The sequence below is a fragment of the Bradyrhizobium sp. CCBAU 51765 genome, assembly GCF_015291725.1.
GTDB lineage: Bacteria > Pseudomonadota > Alphaproteobacteria > Rhizobiales > Xanthobacteraceae > Bradyrhizobium > Bradyrhizobium liaoningense.
On sequence record NZ_CP030038.1, the window covers coordinates 6335206 to 6361039 of the forward strand.

Annotated in this window: 19 protein-coding genes; 7 read left to right on the forward strand and 12 right to left on the reverse strand. The window is 65.9% G+C overall.

The window, feature by feature from the left end:
• The first annotated feature begins 51 nt into the window (after positions 1-51).
• The 3 genes from XH96_RS29995 to XH96_RS30005 all read left to right on the forward strand — a co-directional run bounded on the left by XH96_RS29995 (position 52) and on the right by XH96_RS30005 (position 4504).
• Positions 52-558 carry a tyrosine phosphatase family protein gene (locus tag XH96_RS29995; protein ID WP_194389163.1) on the forward strand — a complete coding sequence of 169 codons (507 nt, stop codon included), beginning with the start codon at positions 52-54 and terminating at the stop codon, positions 556-558.
• A 220-nt stretch (positions 559-778) separates the two neighbouring features.
• Entirely contained in the window at positions 779-1747 is a 969-nt protein-coding gene (locus XH96_RS30000) for an NAD regulator (protein ID WP_194389164.1), read from the forward strand.
• A gap of 51 nt (positions 1748-1798) precedes the next feature.
• On the forward strand, positions 1799-4504 hold the full coding sequence (locus tag XH96_RS30005) for a DUF2339 domain-containing protein (RefSeq protein ID WP_194389165.1): 2706 nt from the start codon (positions 1799-1801) through the stop codon (positions 4502-4504).
• 3 nt (positions 4505-4507) lie between these two features.
• Here XH96_RS30005 and XH96_RS30010 read toward each other — a convergent pair whose 3' ends face one another.
• The 6 genes from XH96_RS30010 to XH96_RS30035 all read right to left on the reverse strand — a co-directional run bounded on the left by XH96_RS30010 (position 4508) and on the right by XH96_RS30035 (position 11840).
• A complete protein-coding gene (locus XH96_RS30010; protein WP_194389166.1) occupies positions 4508-6196 on the reverse strand; it encodes a methyl-accepting chemotaxis protein in 1689 nt (562 codons plus the stop codon).
• A gap of 303 nt (positions 6197-6499) precedes the next feature.
• Positions 6500-8236, reverse strand: a complete 1737-nt coding sequence (locus tag XH96_RS30015) for a methyl-accepting chemotaxis protein (RefSeq protein WP_194389167.1) — start codon at positions 8234-8236, stop codon at positions 6500-6502.
• 201 nt (positions 8237-8437) lie between these two features.
• Positions 8438-8683, reverse strand: coding sequence for a hypothetical protein (locus XH96_RS30020; RefSeq protein ID WP_194389168.1), 246 nt, complete (start codon positions 8681-8683; stop codon positions 8438-8440).
• Positions 8684-8844: 161 nt separating this feature from the next.
• Positions 8845-9444: a hypothetical protein gene (locus XH96_RS30025; RefSeq protein ID WP_194389169.1), complete on the reverse strand. Its 600-nt coding sequence runs from the start codon at positions 9442-9444 to the stop codon at positions 8845-8847.
• Between the two features lie 115 nt (positions 9445-9559).
• The gene (locus XH96_RS30030) at positions 9560-10546 is read right to left on the reverse strand and encodes an MDR family oxidoreductase (RefSeq protein WP_194389170.1); all 987 of its coding nucleotides are present in this window, start codon (positions 10544-10546) and stop codon (positions 9560-9562) included.
• Between the two features lie 40 nt (positions 10547-10586).
• Positions 10587-11840, reverse strand: a complete 1254-nt coding sequence (locus XH96_RS30035; RefSeq protein WP_194389171.1) for an MFS transporter — start codon at positions 11838-11840, stop codon at positions 10587-10589.
• 353 nt (positions 11841-12193) lie between these two features.
• On the opposite strand from XH96_RS30035, the gene nadA reads away from it, so the two are divergent.
• The 3 genes from nadA (at position 12194) to nadC (ending at position 15985) form a co-directional block, all read left to right on the forward strand.
• Positions 12194-13300 (forward strand): quinolinate synthase NadA, encoded by a 1107-nt coding sequence (gene nadA / locus XH96_RS30040; protein ID WP_194389172.1) that lies wholly within the window; start codon positions 12194-12196, stop codon positions 13298-13300.
• Positions 13301-13485: 185 nt separating this feature from the next.
• Entirely contained in the window at positions 13486-15096 is a 1611-nt protein-coding gene (locus XH96_RS30045) for an L-aspartate oxidase (RefSeq protein WP_194389173.1), read from the forward strand.
• A gap of 10 nt (positions 15097-15106) precedes the next feature.
• Positions 15107-15985: a carboxylating nicotinate-nucleotide diphosphorylase gene (gene nadC / locus XH96_RS30050; protein ID WP_194389174.1), complete on the forward strand. Its 879-nt coding sequence runs from the start codon at positions 15107-15109 to the stop codon at positions 15983-15985.
• Between the two features lie 258 nt (positions 15986-16243).
• On the opposite strand, the gene XH96_RS30055 is transcribed toward nadC, so the two are convergent.
• The 3 genes from XH96_RS30055 to XH96_RS30065 form a co-directional block, all read right to left on the reverse strand.
• The gene (locus XH96_RS30055; RefSeq protein WP_194389175.1) at positions 16244-17698 is read right to left on the reverse strand and encodes a cell wall hydrolase; all 1455 of its coding nucleotides are present in this window, start codon (positions 17696-17698) and stop codon (positions 16244-16246) included.
• A gap of 591 nt (positions 17699-18289) precedes the next feature.
• Positions 18290-21205: a pyruvate, phosphate dikinase gene (ppdK, locus tag XH96_RS30060; protein ID WP_194389176.1), complete on the reverse strand. Its 2916-nt coding sequence runs from the start codon at positions 21203-21205 to the stop codon at positions 18290-18292.
• Positions 21206-21300: 95 nt separating this feature from the next.
• Positions 21301-21456 (reverse strand): DUF3096 domain-containing protein, encoded by a 156-nt coding sequence (locus tag XH96_RS30065; protein ID WP_008562090.1) that lies wholly within the window; start codon positions 21454-21456, stop codon positions 21301-21303.
• 224 nt (positions 21457-21680) lie between these two features.
• Between XH96_RS30065 and XH96_RS30070 the strand changes: the two genes are divergently transcribed.
• Complete coding sequence (locus tag XH96_RS30070) at positions 21681-22034, forward strand: DUF1236 domain-containing protein (protein WP_194389177.1); 354 nt, start codon at positions 21681-21683, stop codon at positions 22032-22034.
• A 249-nt stretch (positions 22035-22283) separates the two neighbouring features.
• Here the strand turns inward: XH96_RS30070 and glyS are convergent, their stop codons facing one another.
• The 3 genes from glyS to XH96_RS30085 all read right to left on the reverse strand — a co-directional run bounded on the left by glyS (position 22284) and on the right by XH96_RS30085 (position 25793).
• On the reverse strand, positions 22284-24383 hold the full coding sequence (gene glyS, locus XH96_RS30075) for a glycine--tRNA ligase subunit beta (protein ID WP_194389178.1): 2100 nt from the start codon (positions 24381-24383) through the stop codon (positions 22284-22286).
• On the reverse strand, positions 24383-25321 hold the full coding sequence (locus XH96_RS30080) for a glycine--tRNA ligase subunit alpha (protein ID WP_194389179.1): 939 nt from the start codon (positions 25319-25321) through the stop codon (positions 24383-24385). Before XH96_RS30080 ends, glyS begins: the two co-directional genes overlap by 1 nt.
• Before the next feature lie 280 nt (positions 25322-25601).
• Positions 25602-25793 (reverse strand): hypothetical protein, encoded by a 192-nt coding sequence (locus XH96_RS30085; protein WP_028178670.1) that lies wholly within the window; start codon positions 25791-25793, stop codon positions 25602-25604.
• Positions 25794-25834 lie beyond the last annotated feature (41 nt).

Sequence of the window (25834 nt, forward strand, 5' to 3'; positions counted from 1 at the left end):
CTTTGCCCACCCTACGCGCGCTCGCTATAATCGCCGGCAAAAAGGTCTCCCATGATCCATGTCTGTTCCCTCGCCGCGCTTCCCGAAACTGTCCGCATCACCGGCGCCAGCCATGTGCTGACGGTGATGGCCAATGTCGAGCAGGTGGCACGTCCGGTGTCGGTGCTGCCGGCCAACCATCTCAAGGTGTCGATGGATGACATCACCGAGGAGATGGACGGTTTCGTCGCACCATCGGAGGCGCATATCGAGCAGGTGCTGAACTTCGTGCGCGGCTGGGACCGCAGTGCACCGCTGGTGGTGCATTGCTATGCCGGCATCAGCCGCTCCACCGCCAGCGCGTTTGCAGCGGCATGCGCGCTCAATCCGAATCGCGACGAGATCGAGATCGCGCGGAAGATCCGCGCGGCCTCGCCGATCGCCTCGCCCAACCGGCGCATCGTCGGCCTCGCCGATCGCGCACTCGGGCGCAACGGCCGCATGCTGCGCGCACTCGACGAGATGGGCCCGGGCGCGATGATGGTGGAAGGCCGCCCCTTCGTGATCGAGCTCGAATGAGAATTGCGCGCCACAACGCAGGTGAGCCCCCTCTCCCGCTTGCGGGAGAGGGTTGGGGAGAGGGTGTCTCCACGACGGGGCAATCCCCTAGAGGAAAAAACCCTCTCCCGGCGCTACGCGCCGACCTCTCCCGCAAACGGGAGAGGTTAGACCGAGCCCGCGGAGAAACCGCCGCAACTAGATGGCCTCTCTCTCTCCCGCCATCCGCGATCATCATCGCATGAGCGACACGCAGCTGACGCCGATCGAGATTGGCCTCACCGCCGCAATCGTTGCGATCGAGAACCACGAGCCGCTGATCCTGACGGCGCCTGGTGCCGACGGGCTTGCCGGCCTGCCGTTCGGCCCGTTCGACGCGGTGAGCCATCGCACCTTCGAGATCGGCCTGCGCGCCTGGGTCGAGCAGCAGGCGGGCCTGCGGCTCGGCTATGTCGAGCAGCTCTACACCTTCGGCGATCGCGGCCGCCATGCCGAGGCCGGCGACACCGGCGCGCATATGGTGTCGATCGGCTATCTCGCACTGACGCGCCCTGTGGACGGCGAGCTCGCCGCAAACGCGGCGAGCTTCGCGCCATGGTATCGCTTCTTCCCCTGGGAAGACTGGCGCGAGGAGCCGCCAGGGATCATCGCCCGCGACATCATCCCGGCGCTGACGAAATGGGCCGAGGAGGAGACGCCGGAGACGACGCGCGCGCTGCCGCGGAAGGATCGCGTACGGTTCTATTTCGGTCTCGACGGCGCGCCCTGGGACGAGGAGCGCGTGCTCGACCGCTACGAGCTGCTGTACGAGGCCGGGCTGATCGAGGAGGCGCGCCGCGACGGCCGCCCCGCAGCCTTGGCGCGCAAGACGCTTCCCCCGCTCGGGACCTCGATGCGGTTCGACCACCGCCGGATTCTCGCCACGGCGATCGCGCGGCTGCGCGCAAAGCTGAAGTATCGCCCTGTCGTCTTTGAACTTTTGCCAGCCGAATTCACACTTACCGAACTGCAGCACACGGTGGAAGCGATCTCCGGCCGGCATCTGCACAAGCAGAATTTCCGTCGCCTGGTCGAAATGGAAGCCCTGGTCGAACCGACTGGCGTCATGTCGACACAGACGGGCGGACGGCCGGCGGCGCTCTATCGCTTCCGCCGCGACGTGCTCCAGGAGCGGCCCGCGCCGGGCTTGCGCGTGCGCTCCCGGCGCTAGATCCTGATATTTGGGGTGCCGGCCCCTGCCCGCCGGTTGCCTGGAGGCTTCATGTTCGACGGCCCATTCGACGTCTTTGCGCCGATCATTGCGATCGTCGCCTTCCTGATCGCGATCAAGGCGTCCAACCAGGCCGCCGAGCTGCGCCGCCGGCTGAGCTCGCTCGAAGAGATGTTCTACGCGCAGCGGCAGGTGCAGCCGCCGCCGTTGATGCCCGCACCGGTGCAGACGGAGGCGCCCGCAACAGCGCCGGCAGAGCCGCCGCCGCTTGCACCCGAGCCCGAGGCTGCGCCGCCTGCGCCGGTCGCCGCAGATGCTTCGCCGCCCCCACTCGAAGCCGGCCTTGAAGCCAGCGCACCGCCGCCGCTGCCCGCGCCGGCACCCGGTTTCGAGGAGCGGCTCGGCACCCGCTGGGTGGTGTGGATCGGCGGGCTCGCGCTCGCGCTCGGCGGCTTCTTCATGGTGCGCTATTCGATCGAGGCCGGCCTCCTCGGCCCCGGCGTGCGCGTGTTCCTCGGCGGATTGTTCGCACTGGCGCTGTTAGGGGCCGGCGAATGGACGCGGCGCAAGGAAGCCATCTCGAGCATAGCGGCGCTGCCGATCGCGAACATCCCCGCGATCCTCACCGCGGCCGGCACGGCGGTCGCGTTCGCCACCATCTATGCCGCCTACGCGCTCTACGGCTTCCTCGTGCCCGCAACCGCCTTCGTGCTGCTCGGCCTCGTCGCGCTCGGCACGCTTGCCGCCGCGCTGTTGCACGGCCCAGCACTCGCCGGCCTCGGCGTGGTCGGCGCCTTCGTGACACCGATCCTCGTCTCCAGCGGCAAGCCGGACTATTGGGCTCTTTACATCTATCTTGCGATCGTCACCGCCGCGAGCTTTGGCCTCGCCCGTATCCGGCTTTGGCGCTGGCTTGCAGTCACGACGATCGTGTTCGCCGTGCTCTGGATCTTCCCGGGTCTCGACGCCGCCGAACTGCAAGTCGCGCCGCACGCCTTCCATGTCATCGCGGGCTTCGTGCTGGCCGCGCTGCTCGTCGTCTGCGGCTTCATGTTCGGGCCCGGCATCGAGGACGGCGAGATCGAGCCGGTCTCGTCGAGCGCGCTCGGCGCCTATCTGTTCGGCGCGCTGCTGATCGTGCTGTCGAGCGCGCACGCCGATCTGGCGTTGATCGCCTTCACGCTGCTGGTCGCGGGAACGCTGTTCGTCGCCTGGCGTGCGCCGGCGGCCACAGGCGCCCTGGGTGCGGCCGCGGCGACCGTCTTCATCGTGTTCGCCGAATGGGCGGTGCGCGCCAATCCCGATATGCTGGTGCTGCCCGGCGGCCCCATGCCCGGCATCGGACCGACTGCGACCGACGGCGCGGTGACGCTGCACCTGGTCACGGCCGCGATCTTCGCCGCCGGCTTCGGCATCGCCGGCTTCCTGGCACAGGGCCGGTCGAATTCGGCGATCATTCCGGTGGTGTGGTCGACGGCCGGCGTCGCGACGCCGATCGCGATCCTGGTCGCGCTCTACGCGCGCATCGCTCATCTCGACCGCTCGATCCCGTTCGCGATCCTGGCGGTGCTGCTCGCCGCCGCCTTCGGCGCTGCGACCGAGGCGCTCACACGCCGCGAGACCCGGCCGGGCGTTGCGATCTCCACGGCCTTGTTCGCGACCGGCACGCTCGGCGCACTGGCGCTGGCGCTGACCTTCGCGCTGGAGAAGGGCTGGCTGACGATCGCGCTTGCGCTGATGTCGCTCGGCACGGCCTGGATCTCGATGCAGCGGCCGATTCCGTTCCTGCGCTGGCTCGCCGCGATCTTCGCGGCACTCGTCACCGCGCGCATCGCCTACGATCCTCGCATCGTCGGCGACGCCGTCGGCACCACGCCGATTCTGAACTGGCTGCTGTGGGGCTACGGCCTGCCGGCGCTTTCGTTCTGGGCCGCGAGCGTCTTCCTGCGCCGCCGTGCCGACGATGCGCCGCTGCGCATGGTCGAGGCCGCCGCGATCCTGTTCACCGCGCTGCTTGCCTTCATGGAGATCCGCCACTTTGCGACCGGCGGCCGCATGACCGCGGCCCCCTCGCTGCTCGAATTCGCGCTGCAGGCCTGTATCACGCTGGCGATGGCGATCGGGCTGGAACGGTTGCGGCTGCGCAGCCGCAGCATCGTACACAATGTCGGCGCGGTCGTGCTGACCGCGATTGCCGGGCTCGTCAGCGTGTTCGGTCTGTTGATCCTGGAGAATCCGCTGCTGTGGCACACCGACGTCGGCGGCGCCGTCTTCAATCTGCTGCTGCTGGGCTACGCGCTGCCGGCGGTGCTGATGCTGCTGCTGTCCTATGCGGTGGTCGGCGAGCGTGGCAAGGTCTACGCCAATACGATCGCGGGCGGCGCGCTCGTGTTCGCGCTCGCTTATGTCACGCTGGAGATCCGCCGCTTCTATCACGGGCCGATCCTGTCCACGGGACCGACCACGGGCGCCGAGCAATACACCTATTCGATCGGCTGGCTCGCTTTCGGCGTGGTGCTGCTCGGCGTCGGCATCCTCGTCAACTCGGAACGGGCGCGGCTGGCGTCTGCCGCCGTCATCGCGCTGACGATCCTCAAGGCCTTCGTCATCGACATGTCGACGCTGACGGGCGTCTACCGCGCGCTCTCCTTCATGTGCCTCGGCGTCGTGCTGGTCGCCATCGGTTGGCTGTACCAACGCATCCTGTTCCGGCGGCAGGTTACGCCGCCGCCGGCCGCGCCGCAGCCGGGCACGTGAAGGTCAGGCCGCGCGGACCGATTCCAGGAACTGCGCGACTTCGACCTTCAGGCGGGTGCTGTCGGTCGCCAGCGACTTCGCCGCCGACAGCACTTCGCCCGAGGCCGAGCCGGTCTCGATCGCGCCGCGCTGCACGTTGGTGATGTTGGACGAGACCTCCTGGGTGCCGAGCGAAGCCTGCTGGACGTTGCGCGAGATCTCCTGCGTGGCCGCGCCCTGCTCCTCGACGGCGGCGGCGATGGCCGAGGATACCTCCGACAGCCGCTCGATGGTGCCGCCGATCTCCTGGATGGCGCTGACGGATTCCTGCGTCGCGGCCTGGATGCCCGAAACCTGCGCCCCGATTTCACCGGTCGCTTTCGCGGTCTGCTCGGCAAGTGCCTTGACTTCGGAGGCGACGACGGCAAAGCCGCGTCCGGCCTCGCCGGCACGCGCCGCTTCGATGGTCGCGTTCAGCGCGAGGAGGTTGGTCTGGCCCGCGATGGTGTTGATGAGCTCGACCACGTCGCCGATGCGGGAGGCCGCCTGCGACAGCGCGTTGACGCGCTCGTTGGTCCGCGCCGCCTGCTCGACGGCTTCCGCAGCCATCCGCGCCGAATCCTGCACGCGGCGGCTGATCTCGGTGATGGAGGACGACAACTCCTCGGAAGCGGACGCCACCGCCTGGACGTTGGTGGAAGCTTCCTCCGAAGCGGCCGCAACGACAGTCGCGAGCTCCTGGCCGCGCTGCGCCGTGCCGCTCAGCGTGGCCGCGGAGGCCTCGAGCTCGGTCGAGGCCGATGACACGGTCTCGACGACCTCGCCGATCATGACCTCGAAATTGCGGGTGATGGCATCGACGCGGCGGCCACGCTCGATCTTGGCCTCGGCGTCGCGCGCCGCCGCCTCGTCGGCGGACTTCTTGGCGATCAACGCCTCCTTGAAGATCTGGAGCGCATCCGCCATCGAGCCGATCTCCGTCTTCTCGCCGCGATGCGGCACCTCGGCCGAGAGGTCGCCTTCGCCGAGCGACTGCATCGGACGGATGATCGAGGCGATGCCGCGAGACACGTCGCGCACGAGATAGTAGGCGGCAGCGATCGCGATCGCGACGGCTGCAACGATGATGCCGACGAGCACGCGGAAGATGGTGGCGTAGCTGTCGGCCGCCTGCTTCGTTTCCGCTTCGGCGCCGCTGTTGTTGAGCTCGATGCTCTTCAGGAGCAGGGGATCCGCCGCCTGAGCCATCTTCGCGACCTTGGTCTGCAGCAGCTCGTTGGCATCGGTCGGGAAGCGGCCGGGGCTCTTGCGCGACAGCGCCATCGTCTCCTGAACGCCATTGAGGTATTCGGCCCAGGCCTTGGTCCACTGCTGATAGATCGCGCGTTCCTCCGGCAAGGTGATCAGGCCTTCATAGACCTTGCGCGTCTTCTCGATGCGCTCGCGCAGCGGCGCCATGCGCTTCTCGGCAGCGTCCTTGCCTTCGATGCTCTCCTGCATCAGGTGAAGTCGCAGGACGACGCGCAGCTCGTTGATGTCGGCGCGCATCGAGCCGAGCGCGCGCACGCTCGGCAGCCAGCTCTCCGCAATCTCGACCGTATGGGCGTTGATGTTCTGCATCGTGCCGATCGCCATCACGCCGACGCCGGCGAGCGAGAGCACGAGGACCGACAGCACGGTCAGCAGCTTGAATACGATCGACAATTTCGACATCACGACAATCCCGATGTAGCCAGCAACGCGCGAATGACCTGCGCCGCGATCGTCGCGACGGACGACAGGGCGGAGGTCAGTTCAACAATGCTGGCTGGTTCTTGTCCCGAGAGATTGCGCCCATAATCGCAAACAGGCGTTAACAGGAACCTACGTAAAACTACGGCTCGCGCTCGTGGTCGCCATTCACTGCAACCCGTCTGTTGCAGCCGCATGGACGTCTCCTGCCGCGATGCGGACGCGGCTTGATGCGCGGCATCATTCGAGCGGGCCGGCGGCTTCCTCCGAGGCGGACCGCGAGCGTCAGGCCGCGCGCACGGTGCCCAGGAATTTTCCGACCTCCAGCTTCAGCCGGTTGCTGTCGCCGGACAGCGATTGCGCCGCCGCCAACACCTGCGAGGACGCCGAGCCGGTCTCGCTCGCGCCTTGCTGCACATTGATGATGTTGGACGACACCTGATGGGTGCCTGCCGCCGCCTGCTGCACGTTGCGGGAAATCTCCTGCGTTGCGGCGCCCTGCTCTTCGACCGCGGCTGCGATGGTCGAGGAGATCTCCGACAGCCTCTCGATGGTGTGGCTGATGTCCTTGATCGCGCCGACCGAATGCTCGGTGGCGGTCTGGATGCTGGCGATCTGCTGGCCGATCTCGCCGGTCGCCTTCGCGGTCTGCTCGGCAAGCGCCTTGACCTCGGAGGCGACGACGGCAAAGCCGCGGCCCGCCTCGCCGGCGCGCGCGGCCTCGATGGTTGCATTGAGCGCCAGGAGATTGGTCTGGCCGGCGATGGTGTTGATCAGCTCGACCACGTCGCCGATCCGCGCCGCGGCAGCGGAAAGCTCGCCGACGCGATCGGTGGTGGTGCGGGCCTGGTTCACCGCATCGCTCGCGACGCGAGCCGATTCCTGCACCTGCCGGCTGATCTCGGTGATCGACGACGACAGCTCTTCGGTTGCCGACGCCACCGACTGCACATTGGTGGACGCTTCCTCGGAGGCGGCAGCAACCATGGTGGTGAGCTCCTGTCCACGCGCCGCAGTCGACGTCAGCGTCGACGCGGAAGCTTCCAGTTCGGTCGAGGCCGAGGAGACGGTATCGACGATTTCCCCGATCGCGGCCTCGAAGCTGTCCGCGAGCTTGTGCATCTCGGCCTTGCGCTGCGCGGCCGCAATCTGGTCCTGTCTGATCTTGGCTTCGGCCTCCTCGCGCGCCTTCTGTTCCGATACGACCTTGAACTTTTCGACCGCCGCAGCGACGCCGCCGACCTCGTCCTTGCGGCCGAGACCGGGCAGCACCACGGAGAAATCGCCGCCGGCGAGCTTGTCCATGGCCACGGTAAGCGCGCGGATCGGCCGCCCGATGGTCAGGAACGACATCAGCCAGGAGCCGACGAGGACGAGCACCGCGAACACGCCGACGATGATTCCGATATGCTCGCTCGAGGCCATCTCCTGCACCGAGGCGGCGATATCCTCTTCGCTCCGGTGCCTGGCGAAATCGGCGACCTGATTGGCGACCTGATCCATCTCGCCGGCAATCGGCAACGTGACCTCGCGCGTGAGACGCGCCCCCTCTTCGACGAGCCTGGTGATGCGGGCTGTGTCGTTTGCGCCCATCGCCGCGATGGTTTCATTGCGTACTGAGGCGACTTGTTGCCCGGCCTTGAGATAATCCGAGGCGCGGGTCTTGAGCGTCTCCATCCTCGCGCGATCTTCCGCCGCGGGCGACAGCTTGAGCATTGCATCGGCAACCTTGACCAGCCGGCCGGAACGTTCGACGAGCGCATCGCTCGCCTTCTGCAATTCGCCCGAGTTGCCGGCGAGACGGATGTCGCGTACGGCGAGCTGCATGCTCCGGACCGAGAACTTGGCCTCGACTGCCTCACGCGCCAGCTCCTGCTGGGCGAATGCGGCCTGGCTGGATCGGCGCACATGGCCGTTTCCGACCATCTGGCTTGCGATCATGGCGCCAACCAGGAACACGCCGAGAGCCGAGGCGATCGCCAGCTTGGTCCCGATCTGCAGATTTCGAAAGAGACTCAACATCGGTGCGTTTCCCCGGAAACGAGCAGCCAAGTCTTTGTTGGCCGCTTGGACGTTGATCGTCCTTACCGAAAAGCTACAGGTCGGAGTCCAATCTTCTGGTTAACGCGATGCCTCGCAGAAATACTGTCTTTTTGCGCTACATGATTGAAGATGAAGAGGAATGATCTCGTCATGGTTGCAAATTGCAGCTTGAGATCTGAGCTAGGACGCTTTGCATCCGACGGTTTCTCCGACCAGGCTGATTCGAAAGACCGGCTTCTTGCTCTCGTCGAGCAGCTCCATGCACCACTCGGCGTTCGGCTTCAGGCTGCACGCGATACCGCCGAGCAGATCGGCACACACCTTGGTCATCTCGGTCCAGGCCGCCACGCGATCCTCGAACTCGTACGGCTGGTCAGCGGCGCCGGAATAGCGGCCGGTGCTGATGCGAAAGAAATAGAGCGACATCGTTGAGCCCTTGTGTGGGACCACCCCCCGGCCGCACTCAAATTGAGGCGCGAACAGCTACCAACGCATGAAGGCCGCAGCCCGTATGACTACGGCGCGGCGGCTTCGCGCTCGATGGACGTCTTCGGCGACAAAGGCGCGGATGGTCCCGCGCGGCCAAGTCACTGGGTCGACCGGCGCAGCTCCAGCGGGCCCTCGTTCTTCGCGGGCTCGGACTTGACTTCGGACTTCGCCGGCTCGAGCCGGCTGCTCTCGACACGCGGGGTCTCGACGCGCGCGGCGACTTCGGTGTTCGATGTGCCGATCGAACCGGTGCGCTCCGAGGTCCTCAGTGAGCGTGGCCGCGCCGCTGCGCGCGCCATCAGCATCTGGTTGCCGCCCTGGTGATGGAAGTCGCAATAGGCGAAGCCCATGCCCGACACCGAGCCGCGGAAGCTACGATCGTCGGTCTTTTCCAGGTTGAAGCAGGGCTCGAAGGGGATGCCCTTGATCGAGGCACAGACGTTCTGGCCGCGGATCTGGAGCGTATTGCCGGGCAGACGGAGATGACGGACCGGGCCTGCTCCCGAGAACTGCACCGCACCGGCGGCACCGAGATCGTCGAGGATGCGGCCTGCGCCGCGGGTGCCGTCGAAGCAGGTGAAGGCAAACACTTTGCCGGCTACGAAGCGGCGCGCCTCGTCGGCGTTCATGCTTCCAGCAATGGCGGGCGCAAACGTTGCTGCCGCCGTGACAGCCCCCAACACAATACGCGCAAGCATGCTCAACTCCGAACCCAACCCCCCGCAGCGGGCGATGCCCTATTTCTTTACCCGCTGCTTACCATACGAACCAAGGCAACATTGGAGCAGCTTGGTTGGTAAAGTCTAAACGCCGTCAGCCAATTTTAACCACGATGCGGCCCCGGACTTGGCCGGCCAGAATTTTCGCGCCCCACTCCGAAACCTCGGTCAGCGAAATTTCCTTAGTGATTTCAGATAGTTTTGTCCGATCCAGATCGGATGCGAGGCGTTGCCAGGCCACCTTCCTCGGCTCGATCGGGCACATCACGGAATCGATGCCGAGAAGGCACACTCCGCGCAAAATAAACGGCGCGACCGAGGACGGCAGGTCCATGCCGGCGGCCAGACCGCAAGCCGCAATCGCTCCGCCATACTTCGTCATCGAGAGCAGGTTGGCGAGGGTGGTCGAGCCGACGCTGTCGACGCCGCCAGCCCAGCGCTCCTTGGCGAGGGGTTTTGCCGGTGCCGACAATTCGTTCCGGTCGATGACTTCGGCTGCTCCCAGATGCTTCAGATAGTCGGCCTCGGAGGCCCGGCCGGTCGAGGCGATGACGTGGTAGCCGAGCTTCGAGAGCACGGCGATCGCAACCGAGCCGACGCCGCCGGCAGCGCCGGTCACCACCACCGGGCCGCTCTTCGGCGACAGACCGTGCTTCTCGAGCGCCAGCACGGCGAGCATCGCAGTGAAACCGGCGGTGCCGATCGCCATGGCATCGCGCGCCGACAGGCCCTGCGGCAAGGCGACCAGCCAGTCGCCCTTCACCCGCGCCTTCTCCGCATAGGCGCCGAGATGGGTCTCGCCCATGCCCCATCCGGTGCAGACCACCTTGTCGCCCGCCTTCCATTGGGGATGCGAGGAGGCTTCGACGGTGCCGGCGAAGTCGATGCCGGCGATCATCGGGAAGCGACGCACCACCGGCGCCTTGCCTGTGAGCGCAAGGCCGTCCTTGTAGTTCAGCGTCGACCACTCCACACGGACGGTGACGTCACCGTCCATCAGCTCAGCTTCGTCGAACTGCGTGAGCTGGGCGGTGGTGCCCTTGTCCGCCTTGTCGATCCGGATCGCCTTGAATGTGGCCACGACTTCACTCCCTGACTTGTTTCAGGGATTGTTTAGCCGATCAGGCCGGCTGTGCAACCGCCCGCTCGACAGGTTTCTCCACAATCGGAAGATTGATCAGTGCGGAAAGCACGCCGAACAGGATCGAGAGCCACCAGATCGGCGTGTAGGAACCGAACCGCTCGAACACGATGCCCCCTAGCCAGACACCGAGGAAGCCGCCGACCTGATGGCTGACGAAGGCGAAGCCGTAGAGCGTCGCGAGCCAGCGCGTGCCAAACATCAGCGCCACCAGTGCCGAGGTCGGCGGCACCGTCGACAGCCAGGTCAGGCCTGAGATCGCGCCAAACGCGATCGCCGAGAACGGCGTGATCGGGAACGCGATGAAGGCGAGGGTCGCAAGCGCGCGGGTGAAGTAGATGGTCGAGAGGATGTAGCGCTTGGGCAGATAGTTCTGGAGATAGCCGACGCTGAGCGAACCGATGATGTTGAACAGGCCGATCGCCGCGATCACCCAGCCACCGGTTTGCGTCGAGATGCCGCTATCGACCAGGAAGGCCGGCAGATGCACGGTGATGAAGGCGAGCTGGAAGCCGCAGGTGAAGAAGCCGAGCACCAGGAGCACGTAGGAGCGGTGGCCGAAGGCCTCCGCAAGCGCCCTGGTGAAGGTCTGCTCATCCGCAGGCGCCGTATTGGCCGTGCTTGCGACAGGCGGCGTCGACAGCGCCAGCGACAGCGGGATGATCAGCAGCATCAGGAAACCGAACACGGAGAGCGCCTGCTGCCAGCCGAAATTATCGATCAACGCGACGCCAATCGGTGCGAACAGGAACTGCCCGAACGACCCCGCCGCCGTGCCGGCACCGAGCGCAAGGCCGCGTTTCTCGGCCGGCAACAGCTTGCTGAACGCCGACAGCACCAGATTGAACGAGCAGCCGGCAAGACCAAAGCCGATCATGACGCCGGCACCGATGTCGAGCGAGAGCGGCGTCGAGGAGTAGCGCATCAAGATCAGGCCGCCGGCATAGAGCAGAGCGCCGACGCACATCACCCGGAACAGGCCGAAGCGATCCGCGACCGCGCCGGCGAGCGGCTGGCCCAGCCCCCACAACAGATTCTGCACGGCAATCGCGAGGCCAAACACGTCGCGGCCCCAGCTGAATTCGTGGCTCATCGGCTGCACGAAGAAACCGAGCGCCGAGCGCGGACCGAAGCCGAGCATGCCGATCGCACAACCGCAGAGAATGATGACGGCCGGGGTGCGCCAGTTGGAGGAACGTGAGGCCGGAGCGAGTTCGCCGATCTGTGTCGACATGGTCTTCCTCGTCTGTCGTTGGCGAATCCGCGATCAGCAGCCGCGGGAGAGCCGTTTAATGCATCTGCATGAAGATCCCAAGTCAAAAAGATCGCCAAGCCAAAGACGATTGCATTCCACGAGGAGCTGCCGCGGGAGCATTGCGTTTCAATGCTGCCTCGCCCGACGTGTCAGCCGCGATCTGACGGGAATGTGTGCGGCAGGGCCTAGCAGGCCCCATCGGAGCATGCTATCTTCGATTTACTCAAGTTGAGCATATACAAGGGCAACCTGCTCTGACCGGCCTCTCGGCCGGATTTCTCAGGCTCTATATATTCTCAACTTGAGCATAATAACCCGCTTGGGAGGCTTCGATGCCGATCACTGGAATTTACGGCCCCGACGATTTTGCCAACCGGCCACAGGGCCAACTCATCACCCCTCCCCGCGCCGCGCCGGTGCCCGCGGGACCGACATGGCCAATGCCTTCCCTGGAATGGACGCCGGGGGTCGAACGCGCCACCGCCCCGCTCTACGAGCGCGTGAAGCACGTGATCCCGCCGATCGAATGGCCGCTGATGGCACCGACCATCAACGCGATCAACGAGCTGAAGCGCGCGCGGGGCGCGGTGATCCTCGCCCACAACTACCAGGCTCCGGAGATCTTCCACTGCGTGGCCGATATCGGCGGCGACTCGCTCCAGCTCGCGGTCGAAGCCACCAAGGTGAAGGCAGGCATCATCGTCCAGTGCGGCGTGCACTTCATGGCAGAGACCTCGAAGCTGCTTAATCCGGACAAGACCGTTTTGATCCCGGATTCGCGCGCGGGCTGCTCGCTTGCTGCCAGCATCACCGGCGCGGATGTGCGGCTGCTCAGGGAGAAATTTCCGGGCGTGCCCGTCGTTGCTTACGTCAACACCTCGGCGGAGGTGAAGGCGGAGGTCGATATCTGCTGCACGTCTTCGAACGCGGTGCAGGTGGTCGAGAGCCTGGGCGCTCGAAGCGTGATCTTCCTGCCCGACCGGTACCTCGCCACTTATGTGGCTTCGAAGACCGACGTGAAGATCATCGCCTGGAAAGGCGCCTGCGAGGTGCATGAGCGCTTCACGGGCGAGGAGCTGCGATCCTTTCGCGAGGCCGATCCGTCCGTCCAGATCATCGCGCATCCGGAGTGCCCGCCGGACGTGCTGGCCGAAGTCGACTTCACCGGTTCTACCGCGCACATGATCAACTGGGTGCGCGCGAAGCGGCCCCGGCGCCTCGTCATGATCACCGAATGCTCGATGGCCGACAATGTGCGGGCCGAGCTCCCCGAAGTGGAGATGCTGCGGCCCTGCAATCTCTGCCCGCACATGAAGCGCATCACGCTCGCCAACATCCTGGAGTGCCTGCTGACGCTTCGCGAGGAGGTGACGATCGATCCCGCGCTTGCCGAACGCGCGCGGCGCTCGGTCGAGCGGATGATCAATCTGAAGAACTAGCGACACACACAGCTGTCGTCCCGGACAAGCGCAGCGCAGATCCGGGCCCCATAATCACAGGCAGATGTGGTTGCGAAGAACGACGTTGCACAGCGTCGCGCAACAACTTCCGCCGCGGCGTATGGGTCCCCCCGTGCGCAATTGCGCACCAGGCGGGGACGACAGCGGAGTGAAAGGACAGAACCATGACAACAAACACCATCCACGACCTCACCCGCAACGCCGACGACGTCGTCATCGTCGGCGGCGGCCTTGCCGGACTGTTCTGCGCGCTGAAGCTAGCGCCGCGGCCGGTGACCTTGATCTCGGCGGCACCGCTCGGACAGGGCGCGTCGTCCGCATGGGCGCAAGGCGGCATCGCCGCGGCGGTGGCCGAAGGCGACACGCCGGAGGCACATGCCGCCGACACCGTCGCGGTCGGCGGCGGCCTTGTCGATGAAACCGTCGCACTCGGGATCGCGCGCGAGGCGGCGCCGCGCATCCATGACCTTCTCGCTTACGGGGTACCGTTCGACCGCGATCTCGAAGGCAGGCTTGCCGTCGGACGGGAAGCTGCGCATTCCGCGCGGCGCATCGTGCATGTGCGCGGCGATGGCGCCGGCGCCGCGATCATCGCGGCGTTGAGCGATGCCGTACGTCGCACGCCCTCGATCCGCCTGATGGAAGGCTTCGTCGCCGAAACCCTGCTGACCGAGGACGGCGCCGTCACCGGCCTTCAATTGCGCGAGGCCGGCAATCCCGCTGCACGACCGGCCGTGCTCGCTTCACGCGCGATCGTGCTAGCGACCGGCGGTATCGGCCATCTCTATGGCGTCACCACCAACCCGTGTGAAGCGAGCGGCTCCGGCCTTGCGATCGCAGCCCGCGCCGGAGCCGTGATCGCCGATCCTGAATTCGTGCAGTTCCACCCCACCGCCATCATGGTCGGCCGCGACCCGGCACCGCTCGCGACCGAAGCGTTGCGCGGCGAAGGCGCAACGCTGATCAACGGCCATGGCGAGCGTTTCATGAGGGCACGCCACCCGCTCGCCGAGCTTGCACCGCGCGACATCGTGGCCCGCGGCGTGTTCACCGAGATCGCGGCCGGGCGCGGCGCCTTCCTCGACGCGCGTGCTGCGCTGGGCACGCGCTTCGCAGAAAGATTCCCGACAGTGCATGCGAGCTGCATCGCCGCCGGCATCGATCCCGCGACGCAAGCCATTCCGATCGCGCCGGCCGCGCATTATCACATGGGCGGCATCGCGGTCGACGATCGCGGCCGCAGCTCGATCGACGGGCTCTGGGCCGGCGGCGAAGTCTCCTCAACCGGTGCGCATGGCGCCAACCGGCTCGCCTCGAATTCGCTGCTCGAAGCCGTCGTTTATGCTGCACGCATTGCCGACGACATCGCCGGCCGCGCGATCCCCGCGTCCGCCCGCTTTCCCGGTGCGTTGGCGACGCCGCGCGCAGGCACGCCGGATGCTGCAGCGGTGAAGCGGCTGCGCGCGATGATGGGCGCGCATGTCGGCGTGATCCGCGACGGTGACGGGCTTGCGGACGCCGTGCGCCACTTCGCCATGCTCGAACGCGAGGCCGCAGACATCGCCCTTCGCAACATGGCGACTTCGGCCCTGCTCGTCGCCGCTGCGGCCTGGACGCGGCGCGAGAGCCGCGGTGCGCATTTCCGTTCCGATCATCCCGCTGACGCCCCCGGGCCGGCCCGGAGAACGATGACGACGCTCGTCGCGATGCGTGAGGTCGCGGAGAGCCTGAACGAGCGTCCGCTGCCACGTATTGCGCAATCCATGATCGCCTGAAGGAGGCCCCATGATCACCCCGACCTCGCTGCTCTATCCCGACGCCTTTCTCTCTCCGCTCGCGATCGACGCGGCCGTCCAGCGCGCGCTCGACGAGGACCTCGGCCGCGCCGGCGACATCACCTCGCTTGCGACGATCCCGGAAGCGACCAGGGCGCAGGCGATCCTCGTCGCGCGCCAGTCCGGCGTGATTGCCGGATTGCCGCTGGCGCTGGCGACGCTGCAAAAATTGTCGCCCGACATCGAGCTGCGCGCACATGTCCGCGACGCCGCACGGGTTGTCCGCGGCCAGCATGTGCTGACGATCTCGGGCCCGGCGCGCGCCATTCTCACGGCCGAGCGAACTGCGCTGAACTTCGTCGGCCGCTTGTCGGGCATAGCCACGCTCACGGCGGACTATGTCGCGCGCACCGAAGGCACGAAGATGCGCATCTGCTGCACGCGAAAAACCACACCTGGATTGCGCGCACTGGAGAAATACGCGGTGCGCTGCGGCGGCGGCTTCAACCATCGCTTCGGGCTCGACGACGCCATCCTGATCAAGGACAACCACATTGCGGTCGCCGGCGGCATCCGTCCGGTGCTGGAGCGCGCCCGTGCCCACGCGGGGCATCTCGTCAAGATCGAGATCGAGGTCGATACGCTGTCGCAACTGCGCGAGGTGCTCGACAGCGGGATGGCCGACGCGGTGCTGCTCGACAACATGGACCTTGCGATGCTGCGCGAGGCGGTGCGGATCAATGAAGGCCGCCTCGAGCTGGAGGCGTCCGGCGGCGTCACGCTGGAGTCGATCGCCGCGATTGCGGCGACCGGTGTCGATTATGCGTCGGCGGGTGCGCTGACGCATTCGGCGCCCAATTTCGACTGTGCGCTGGATATCGAGGCGTGATGAATTCCTCTCCCTCTCCCCGCTTGCGGCAGGGCTATCGCATTTCGGAGCTTTGCCTGCGGCCATCCTTCGAGACGCCCGCTTTGGGCGGGCTCCTCAGGATGAGGACGGAGTGCGTGGCAGCAGCTTCAACGGGCACTGACGCTGATTAGCCTCATCCTGAGGAGGCGCGTAAGCGCCGTCTCGAAGGACGAGGCGTGCGCGCAGGCCGCCGCCACGAGTAATATGCGAAGCCGCTCGAGCGGAGATGAAGGACAACTACCTTCGCTCGCTCACACCCATCTCGGCCGAGCTCTTGGCCTCCTGCACGAGTTCGGCGGACAGCGCGGCGGTCTGCGCCGGGGTGCCCCAGCTCGGCTCCTCGCTGCCGTCGCCCCAGTTGCGCGGCCGATAGAAGGTGTGCACGCCGGTCTTGTACAGCTTCTTCATCTCGGCGACCCAGGATGGGCGGACCCAATAGGCGTGGTAGTGCGTGGACTTGCCGACCTCGGGCAGCCAGATCTGGCCGTCGAGCATCGCCTTGGAGATCTTCCTGGCGCGCTCCCACATTTCGGGCTCGCGGATCACGTCTGGATTGTTGTCGCAGGCAAAGGTGAACTGGCAGGCGAAATGGCGGTACTTGTTCTGGTAGACCACGCCGCACACGGTTTCGGGATATTTGCCGGAGAACACGCGGTTCATCACCACCTGCGCTACCGCGATCTGGCCGCGCACGGCCTCGCCGCGGGATTCGAAATAGACGGCTTCGGCGAGGCATTTCTCCGATTTGGCGCGCGACTTGTCGTCGAGCGCGAGGCGCTCCGCCGGCGATCTGGCGCGCTGGTTGTCGGCATTGACCTCGCCCTTCGGCGCAACGCTCTCGCCGCCTTCGATCTCCTTGGAGATCTCCACCGATGGCGGCGACAGCGAAGCCGTCACCTTCATGTCGGGATCGGGCATCACGATCAGCGGCTCGGCGCCCGGCTGCCAGCTCTCGATGGGCTCGATATTGCCGCCGAGCGATGAGCTGCCGAAGAACAGGCTCGAGGTCTTGACGGCGAAGGGATCGCGCGCCGGTGCCGGCGCGGCGGGAGCCCGCTTCAACGCCTCCAGCGGCGCGGTCGCGAGCGCGCGCGCAGCGTCGCTGGCCTGCGGCGGATTGGAATATTGCGGCAGCGGCGGCGCGCGCAACGCTTCCTGGAGTTCGGGATCGAGCACGGCCGCGGATTCCGGCGACATCGCCTGCGGCAACTCGGCGGTCTTGGCGCCGAACACCGAGCGGTTCGACGTCGAGGGATCTTCCTGTGCCGGCTCTGCAGCCGGCGCGACCGTCTCGGGGGCCTGCGTCGGCGCGACGGTTGCGAGACGATCACCCTTCAGCGAGCGATCGACTTTGGGAAAGTCGGAGGCCTGGTAGCGCGGCGGCGCCTGAAGCGCAGGATTGCGGCTGATCGCGCCGGTGACGTCACGGCCGTCGAGGCTCGCGAGCCGAACCATCGCGCTCTGCGGAGCGGAGGTGCCGATCGGCCGCGAGAAGCTGTAGGTCGCAAGCTGGATCGAGGACGCAGCGGAAAATACCTGCTTCTGCCAACGCTCGGCGACGCCGGGCTGGCGCGCCAGCAGCGAGGCAATGTCCTGATAGCCGGTCTCTCTCGGCATCAATGCGAAGATGCAGAGACCGATGCCGAAGGACGCGAACCGCGCGCCCTTCGGATGGTTACGCAACACTGACATCGATACGCTCACGCTACGCTTACGCTCGTCTGATCGAACTCAGTACATCCGTGCAATTCGATCTTTATCGTAAGTAGCTAATTTAGGTTGCCGGGGCGTTAATCCGCGTTGCGCAAACGGCACACTCAAGCGAACACAGGGCTTTCCCCGGGGCGACGTCGCGCAGTGGTAAATGCGGTCTCACGCGACGCGGTAAACATCCGGTCAACGCGCATGGTGAAGGAACTCTTGCGCATGCGTATCATTACGGGACGTGTGAGGGGCTGCTGTTGTTGGGTTCGCGCAAAGCGCTTCCTCATCACCGGTGTCATTCCCTGCGAAGGCGGGGAATCCAGTACGCCGCCGCGTCTCGATTCAATCACTACCGTCTCGGCGTACTGGATCGCCCGGTCAAGCCGGGCGATAACAGCGGAGCGTGTGGCGAGCACGTCCCCACGAACACGTCTTGCGACGAAGCAATCCACAGTCCCTCCGAGGAAGGATTCCGGATTGCTTCGCTGCGTTCGCAATGACGATGTTGAAAGAGCGTGACGTAAAATGAAAGAGGCGGGGCTTGGCCCCGCCTCTCTCATTCCGGCATTTTAGTTCTGCTTACGCCTGGCTGGCGACGGCCTTGCCGAGCGCCGCTTGCGCCGCTGCGAGCCGGGCGATCGGCACGCGGTAGGGCGAGCAGGAGACGTAGTTGAGGCCGATGTGGTGACAGAAGGCGACGGAGGCGGGATCGCCGCCGTGCTCGCCGCAGATGCCGACCTTGAGCGAGGCGCGGGTCTTGCGGCCGCGCGCGACGCCGATCTTGACGAGCTCGCCGACGCCTTCCTGATCCAGAGAAATGAAGGGATCGACCGATAGGATGCCCTTCGCGACGTAGGGACCCATGAAGCTCGCCGCGTCGTCGCGGCTGATGCCGTAGGTCGTCTGCGTCAGGTCGTTGGTGCCGAACGAGAAGAACTCGGCCGACTGCGCGATCTCGGCCGCGAGGAGGCAGGCGCGCGGCAACTCGATCATGGTACCGACCTGATAGGCCAGCTTGGTGTTGGTGTCGCGCATCACAGCCTGGGCGGTCGCATCGATCCGCGCCTTGACGAGATCGAGCTCGGCCTTGGTCGCGATCAGCGGCACCATCACCTCGAGGCCGACAGCCTTGCCGGTGCGCTTCTGCGCCTCGACCGCCGCCTCGAAGATCGCGCGCGCCTGCATCTCGGCGATCTCCGGATAGGCGATCGCGATTCGGCAGCCGCGGAAGCCGAGCATCGGGTTGAACTCCGAGAGCTCGCGGGCGCGGTCGGCGAGGCGCCGCGGGTCGGTGTTCATGGCGCGTGCCACTTCCTCGACCTCGGCATGGGTGTGCGGCAGGAACTCGTGCAGCGGCGGGTCGAGCAGCCGGATCGTGACGGGCAGGCCCTTCATGATCTCGAACAGCTCGACGAAGTCGGCGCGCTGCATCGGCAGCAGTTTTGCGAGCGCGGCGCGGCGCGACTGCTCGTCCTCGGAGAGGATCATCTCGCGCACCGTGCGGATGCGCGTCTCCTCGAAGAACATGTGCTCGGTGCGGCACAGGCCGATGCCTTCCGCGCCGAACTTGATCGCAGTGCGCGCGTCGTCGGGCGTGTCGGCATTGACGCGCACGCCGATCTTGCGGACCTGGTCGGCCCAGTTCATCAGCGTGCCGAACTCGCCGGAGAGCTCCGGCTCGATCATCGGCATGCGGCCGGCGAGCACCTGGCCGAGCGAGCCGTCGATGGTGATGACGTCGCCGGTCTTGAAGGTGCGCGAGCCGATGCTCATGGTGCCGCGGCCGTAATCGACGCGGATGGTGCCGCAGCCGGAGACGCAGGGCTTGCCCATGCCGCGCGCGACCACCGCCGCGTGCGAGGTCATGCCGCCGCGGGTGGTCAGGATGCCTTCGGCAGCGTGCATGCCGTGGATGTCTTCCGGGCTGGTCTCGATGCGGACCAGGATCACCTTGCGCCCGTCGGCCTGAAGCTTGGCCGCTTCATCCGAGGAGAACACGATCTCGCCGGAGGCAGCACCCGGGGATGCCGGCAGGCCGGTGGCGATCACGTCGCGCTTGGCGTTGGGATCGATGGTCGGATGCAAGAGCTGATCGAGCGAGGCCGGATCGATCCGCGTCACCGCTTCTTTCTTCGAGATCAGGCCCTCATTGGCGAGCTCGACCGCGATGCGCAGCGCCGCTTTCGCAGTGCGCTTGCCGCCGCGGGTCTGGAGCATCCAGAGCTTGCCCTGCTCGACCGTGAACTCCATGTCCTGCATGTCGCGGTAGTGCTTCTCGAGCAGCGTGTAGATCCGCGTCAGTTCCTTGAAGGCCTCCGGCATCGCCGATTCCATCGACGCCTTGTCGGAGCCCGACTCCTTCCGCGCCTCCTCGGTGATGTCCTGCGGCGTGCGGATGCCCGCCACCACGTCCTCGCCCTGCGCGTTGATCAGGAACTCGCCGTAGAGCTTGCTCTCGCCGGTCGAGGGGTTGCGGGTGAAGGCAACGCCGGTCGCCGAGGTCTCGCCCATGTTGCCGAACACCATGGCCTGCACGTTGACCGCGGTGCCCCAGGATTCCGGAATGTCGTGCAGCTTGCGGTAGGTCACCGCGCGCGCGTTCATCCAGGATGAAAACACCGCGCCGATCGCGCCCCAGAGCTGGTCGTGCGGATCCTGCGGGAACTCCTTGCCGGTCTCGCGCGCAACTGCGTCCTTGTACTTGCCGACCAGTTCGACCCAGTCCTCGGCGGAGAGGTCCGTGTCGAGCGTGTAGCCCTGCGTATCCTTGAAGGTGTCGAGGATTTCCTCGAAGTGATGGTGCTCGAAGCCGAGCACCACGTCGGAATACATGGTGATGAAGCGGCGATAGCTGTCAAAGGCGAAGCGGCGGTCACCCGACAATTCGGCGAGCGCTTCCACGGTCTGGTCGTTGAGGCCGAGATTGAGCACGGTGTCCATCATGCCCGGCATCGAGGCGCGCGCGCCGGAGCGCACGGAGACGAGCAGCGGGTTCTTGGCATCGCCGAAGATCTTGCCGGTCAACCTGCCGACATAGTCGAGCGCCTTCTCAACCTGCGACTGCAATTCCCTGGGGTAGGTCTTGTCGTGTGCGTAGAAATAGGTGCAGACCGAGGTCGGGATGGTGAAGCCGGGAGGCACCGGCAGGCCGAGATTGGCCATTTCGGCGAGGTTGGCGCCCTTGCCGCCGAGCAGGTCGCGCATTTCCGAGCGGCCCTCGGCCTTGCCGTCACCGAATGTGAACACCCATTTGCCGGCCTTGGCCGCGGCTGGCGCCGCCTTGGCGGGCGCAGCCTTCTTCGGTGCGGGCTTCGTGGCGACCTTCGGCAGAGCCGCCTTGGTCACGGCCTTTGCCGCCGGCTTGGCTGCGGGCTTGGCGACCGGCTTCGGCGCGCTTTTGGCCAGCGTCTTGCGGGCCGGCGGCGCGGCTTTCGCGACGGCAGAGGACTTTGATTTCGCTGGCATTTTCTTAGGCTTCGAGGCGGCTTTGGCCATAGCTTGCACACAACCTGCGAGAGGAATGGGAAATCGCGGGCCTTACACCACTTTGGGCGGGCCCGCGCAAGTCGGACAGTTCCGAAAAGTGACGCCTAGAAGCGGAGCCACTTCAGGAGCCCGAGCCCGATCGCGCCGTTGACGATGAGGAAGATCGCGACGATGAGGTTGAGGAGTCGCGGCATGATCAGGATGAGCACGCCCGCAATCAACGACAGGATCGGCGAAATGTGGGCGACGGTGATGTGCATGAACTATCTTTCTGTGGAGGTGAGGCGAATCGCGCGCGGATCATAGCCGGCCCGGTTCCGGGAGTAGAGATGCGCAGAGCGCATCGCGAGTTCCGCCCTTCGCGAAAACTGCCCGAAATTGCCGCGAATGCGGCAGGCCTTTTCCCGGAACATTGCCATGAGGCACGCATTGGCAACCGGTCGCGCCAGTCGCGCGTCCGAAAAAGAAGTCGAAGGAGTTGCCCATGCGGAACAGGATTCTTGCTCTTGCAGCGCTCGCGGCCGCGACCGGCTCGCCCCTTGCGGCGCAGGCGCAAAGCAGTGTCACTGTGGGACGCGCGCCGGCCGTGGTCGACAGCGCCCCGACCATTGCGGTCGACCAGCGGCCGGCCTTCCGCGAATATGTCGTCGAACAACGTGTGCCGCCCTTCCGGATTCCGGATCGCGTGGTGGTCGGCACCACCTTACCCGAAAGCGGCGTCACTTATTATGACGTGCCGCAACGTTTCGGCGCCACCACCTATCGCTACACCGTCGTGAACGGCGAGACCGTGCTGGTCGAGCCGCGCTCGCGCCGCATCGTCGAGGTGCTGGACTGATCGACTGACCGAGATCGACTAGATGTCCGGCGCGCCATATCAGGCTGGCGCGCGCAGTGTTGAACGGACATCTGCCCCGCCCGGTCCTCCCCCCGCCGGGTGGGGCACTTTTTACGCTCGTCATTCCGGGGCGCGCGAAGCGCGAGCCCGGAATCCATCGTGCTGCGCTCAATGGGGAGAAATGGATTCCGGGCTCGCGCCAAGCGGTGCGCCCCGGAATGACAGCTGTGTTGCCGCGCGAAACGCGCCTCAATCCTGGATCTTCGAGAAATCCGCCACCGCCCGCGTCGCGCTGCGGATCTCGTTGAGCAGCTTTAGGCGGTTCTCGCGCACCTTCGCATCGTCGTCGTTGACGCGAACCTTGTCGAAGAACGCGTCGACCGGCGAGCGCAACTTTGCCATCGCGCTCATCGCGGCGGCGAAGTCTTCCTTTGCCACCGCAGCGCCGGCTTCCGCCTTGACCTCACCGATCGCCTTCGCCAGCGCCTTTTCCTCAGCGAGGCTGTAGAGCGCGGCATCGGGCGCACCGTCGAACGTGCGCTTGTCCTTCTTCTCCTCGATCGAGAGGATGTTGCTGGCGCGCTTGGTGCCGGCGAGCAGGTTCTTGCCGTCGTCGGTATCGAGGAATTTACCGAGCGCCTCGACGCGACGGACGATCATGAGGAGGTCGTCCTGGCCGCCGAGCGCGAACACGGCGTCGACGAGATCGTGCCGCGCGCCCTGCTCGCGGAGCTGGACTTTGAGGCGGTCGGCGAAGAAGGCGAGCAGATCGCCCGGAAGCTTCTGCACATCGGCGGGCTTCATCGACAGGCCGACGAGTGCCGACGCCGCCACCTTCATCAACGACAGACGCAGCGCATTTTCCGCGATCAGCCGGATTACACCCAGCGCCGCGCGACGCAGCGCATACGGATCCTTGCTGCCCGTCGGTTTCTCGTCGATCGCCCAGAAGCCGACCAGGGTATCGAGCTTGTCGGCAAGTGCGACGGCCACGCTCACCGGATCGGTCGGCACACGATCGGCCGGGCCCTGCGGCTTGTAGTGCTCTTCGCTAGCCGCAGCGACGGAGGCGTCCTCACCCTGCGCCAGAGCGTAGTACTTGCCCATCAGGCCCTGCACCTCCGGGAATTCACCGACGACTTCGGTCAGCAAATCCGCCTTCGCCAGATGTGCGGCGCGCTTGGTCTTAGCAATATCGGCGCCGACCAGCGGCGCAATCTCGGCGGCCAAGCTCTCGATGCGCTTGATGCGTTCGGCCTGGGTGCCGAGCTTCTCGTGGAATACGATCTGCTCGAACTTCGGCAGCCGTTCCTCGAGCTTGGTCTTGAGATCGGTCTCGTAGAAGAACTTCGCATCGCTCAGCCGCGCGCGGATCACGCGCTCGTTGCCGGCGATGATGGTCGCACCACCGTCGGTCGCCTCGATGTTGGCGACCAGGATGAACTTGTTGGCGAGCTTGCCCGTTTTGGGATCGCGCACCACGAAGCACTTCTGGTTGTTGCGGATGGTGGCGCGGATCACCTCCGCCGGAGTCGCCAGGAACTCCGGCTCGAACGAGCCCATCAGCACGACCGGCCATTCGACGAGGCCGGCGACCTCGTCGAGTAGGTTCTGGTCCTCGACCAGCTCGAAGCCCTGCGCGAAGGCCAACTGCTTGGCGTCGGTGAGGATCGCGTCCTTGCGGCGCTCGGGGTCGAGCACGACCTTGGCGTCGAGCAATTTTGCTTCGTAGTCCTCGAAGCGGCGCACGGAAATAGCCGCGGGCGCAAGGAAGCGATGGCCGTAAGTGGTCTGGCCGGCCTCGATGCCGTCCACCGAGAATTTCACGACATCAGGCTCTTCGGTCTCGAGCCCGAACGTCGCGGTGATCGCGTGCAGCGGGCGCACCCAGTTGAGCGAGCCGGGTTTTCCGGAACGCGCGCCCCAGCGCATCGATTTCGGCCAGGGGAAGGTGCGGATGATGACGGGGAGGATTTCCGCGAGCACGTCGATCGCGTCGCGACCCGGCTTCTCGATCAATCCGATGTAGAAATCACCCTTGGGGTCGCGCTGGATCTTGGCCTCATCCAGCGACTTCAGACCGGTCGCCTTCAGGAAGCCCTGCACGGCCGCATCGGGCGCGCCGATTTTGGGGCCGCGGCGCTCGGTCTTGAGGTCGGGCTGGCGCGCGGGGATGCCGTGCACGGTGAGCGCGAGGCGGCGCGGCGTCGCGAAGGCTTTCGCACCCTCGTAGACGAGACCTTCGGCGACAAGCTTGTCGGTGACCATGCGCCGCAGATCGTCGGCCGCCTTCCCTTGCATGCGCGCGGGAATCTCTTCCGAGAACAGTTCAAGCAAAAGATCGGGCATCAGGCCGCTCCGCCCGCTTCAGTGTGGATCCAGGCCTCGCCGCAGGCCTTGGCCAGCTCACGCACGCGAAGAATGTAGCTCTGGCGCTCCGTCACGGAGATCACGCCGCGCGCGTCGAGCAGATTGAAGACATGGCTCGCCTTGATGCACTGGTCGTAGGCCGGCAGCGCCATCAGATGCTGCTTCTTGTTGCCGCCTTCGCGCCAGCCGGCGTCGAGATATTTCCGGCAGGCCGCTTCCGCCATCTTGAACTGCTCGAACAGCATCGCGGTGTCGGCATGTTCGAAATTGTGCCGCGAATATTCCTGCTCGGCTTGCAGGAAGACATCGCCATAGGTGACCTTGGCGTCACCCTCGCGGCCGTTGAAGTTGAGGTCGTAGACGCGGTCGACGCCCTGCACATACATCGCGAGGCGCTCGAGGCCATAGGTGAGCTCACCCGCGACCGGCGCGCATTCGAAGCCCGCGACCTGCTGGAAATAAGTGAACTGGCTGACCTCCATGCCGTCGCACCAGCACTCCCAGCCCAAACCCCAGGCACCCAGCGTCGGACTCTCCCAATCGTCCTCGACGAAGCGAATGTCGTGCACGGCGGAATCAATGCCGATCGCGGCGAGCGACTTCAGGTACAGATCCTGAAGATTCGGCGGCGACGGCTTCATGATCACCTGGAACTGGTAGTAGTGCTGCATCCGGTTCGGGTTCTCGCCGTAACGGCCGTCCTTGGGCCGTCGCGAGGGCTGCACATAGGCCGCATTCCAGGGCTTTGGCCCGAGCGCGCGCAGGGTGGTCGCCGGATGGAAGGTGCCCGCGCCCATTTCCATGTCGTAGGGCTGCAGGATCACGCAGCCCTGCTCGGCCCAGAACCGCTGGAGCGCGAGGATGAAGCCCTGGAACGAGCGTTCCGGGCGCATATGGGCGGGCAATGAGGCGTCCATCGTCAGATCGGGCTCTCGCGGGGGGTTTTGAATCGCGCGGGACCGTATCGACGGCGGGGATGGGAATCAAGGCGAAGGGGCCTTCTTACCTCTCCCGCTTGCAGGAGAGGTATAGGCCGCCTATGGCGGCCGTTCTAAGAGACGCCGAGGCAAAGCCTCGGCTATGGCGAAGCGCCGGGTGAGGGCTTTCTCCTCTTGGGGGTTCTCGCTTGCGGATAGACCCCCTCCCCAGCCCTCCCCCGCAAGCGGGAGAGGGGGCGCACCTTGCGCGCAGGAAGAGCTAACCCGGCCGGTAAGCTCCGGTCACGGGGTCACGCTTCAGCGTCTGGATATCCCCCATGCGGGCGGCCTCGGCGACGCGTGACAGGCGCATCTCCTCCAGCTCCTGGTTGATCCGGACAGCGGTCTTGTAGGCCCAGCGGACCACGGCAAGCCCGCCCAAGACGCCCGCGAAAGCGACGAACGGCGGCATCGGTCGATCCTCGTCTAGTGCTCAGCCCCGACCTGCATTGT

Excerpts from the sequence above, each read along its gene's own strand:
- XH96_RS29995 (WP_194389163.1), top strand. The coding sequence starts at position 52 with ATGATCCATGTCTGTTCCCTCGCCGCGCTTCCCGAAACTGTCCGCATC.
- XH96_RS30000 (WP_194389164.1), top strand. The coding sequence starts at position 779 with ATGAGCGACACGCAGCTGACGCCGATCGAGATTGGCCTCACCGCCGCA.
- XH96_RS30005 (WP_194389165.1), top strand. The coding sequence starts at position 1,799 with ATGTTCGACGGCCCATTCGACGTCTTTGCGCCGATCATTGCGATCGTC.
- XH96_RS30010 (WP_194389166.1), bottom strand. The coding sequence starts at position 6,196 with ATGTCGAAATTGTCGATCGTATTCAAGCTGCTGACCGTGCTGTCGGTC.
- XH96_RS30015 (WP_194389167.1), bottom strand. The coding sequence starts at position 8,236 with ATGTTGAGTCTCTTTCGAAATCTGCAGATCGGGACCAAGCTGGCGATC.
- XH96_RS30020 (WP_194389168.1), bottom strand. The coding sequence starts at position 8,683 with ATGTCGCTCTATTTCTTTCGCATCAGCACCGGCCGCTATTCCGGCGCC.
- XH96_RS30025 (WP_194389169.1), bottom strand. The coding sequence starts at position 9,444 with ATGCTTGCGCGTATTGTGTTGGGGGCTGTCACGGCGGCAGCAACGTTT.
- XH96_RS30035 (WP_194389171.1), bottom strand. The coding sequence starts at position 11,840 with ATGTCGACACAGATCGGCGAACTCGCTCCGGCCTCACGTTCCTCCAAC.
- nadA (WP_194389172.1), top strand. The coding sequence starts at position 12,194 with ATGCCGATCACTGGAATTTACGGCCCCGACGATTTTGCCAACCGGCCA.
- XH96_RS30045 (WP_194389173.1), top strand. The coding sequence starts at position 13,486 with ATGACAACAAACACCATCCACGACCTCACCCGCAACGCCGACGACGTC.
- nadC (WP_194389174.1), top strand. The coding sequence starts at position 15,107 with ATGATCACCCCGACCTCGCTGCTCTATCCCGACGCCTTTCTCTCTCCG.
- XH96_RS30055 (WP_194389175.1), bottom strand. The coding sequence starts at position 17,698 with ATGTCAGTGTTGCGTAACCATCCGAAGGGCGCGCGGTTCGCGTCCTTC.
- ppdK (WP_194389176.1), bottom strand. The coding sequence starts at position 21,205 with ATGGCCAAAGCCGCCTCGAAGCCTAAGAAAATGCCAGCGAAATCAAAG.
- XH96_RS30065 (WP_008562090.1), bottom strand. The coding sequence starts at position 21,456 with ATGCACATCACCGTCGCCCACATTTCGCCGATCCTGTCGTTGATTGCG.
- XH96_RS30070 (WP_194389177.1), top strand. The coding sequence starts at position 21,681 with ATGCGGAACAGGATTCTTGCTCTTGCAGCGCTCGCGGCCGCGACCGGC.
- glyS (WP_194389178.1), bottom strand. The coding sequence starts at position 24,383 with ATGCCCGATCTTTTGCTTGAACTGTTCTCGGAAGAGATTCCCGCGCGC.
- XH96_RS30080 (WP_194389179.1), bottom strand. The coding sequence starts at position 25,321 with ATGGACGCCTCATTGCCCGCCCATATGCGCCCGGAACGCTCGTTCCAG.
- XH96_RS30085 (WP_028178670.1), bottom strand. The coding sequence starts at position 25,793 with ATGCCGCCGTTCGTCGCTTTCGCGGGCGTCTTGGGCGGGCTTGCCGTG.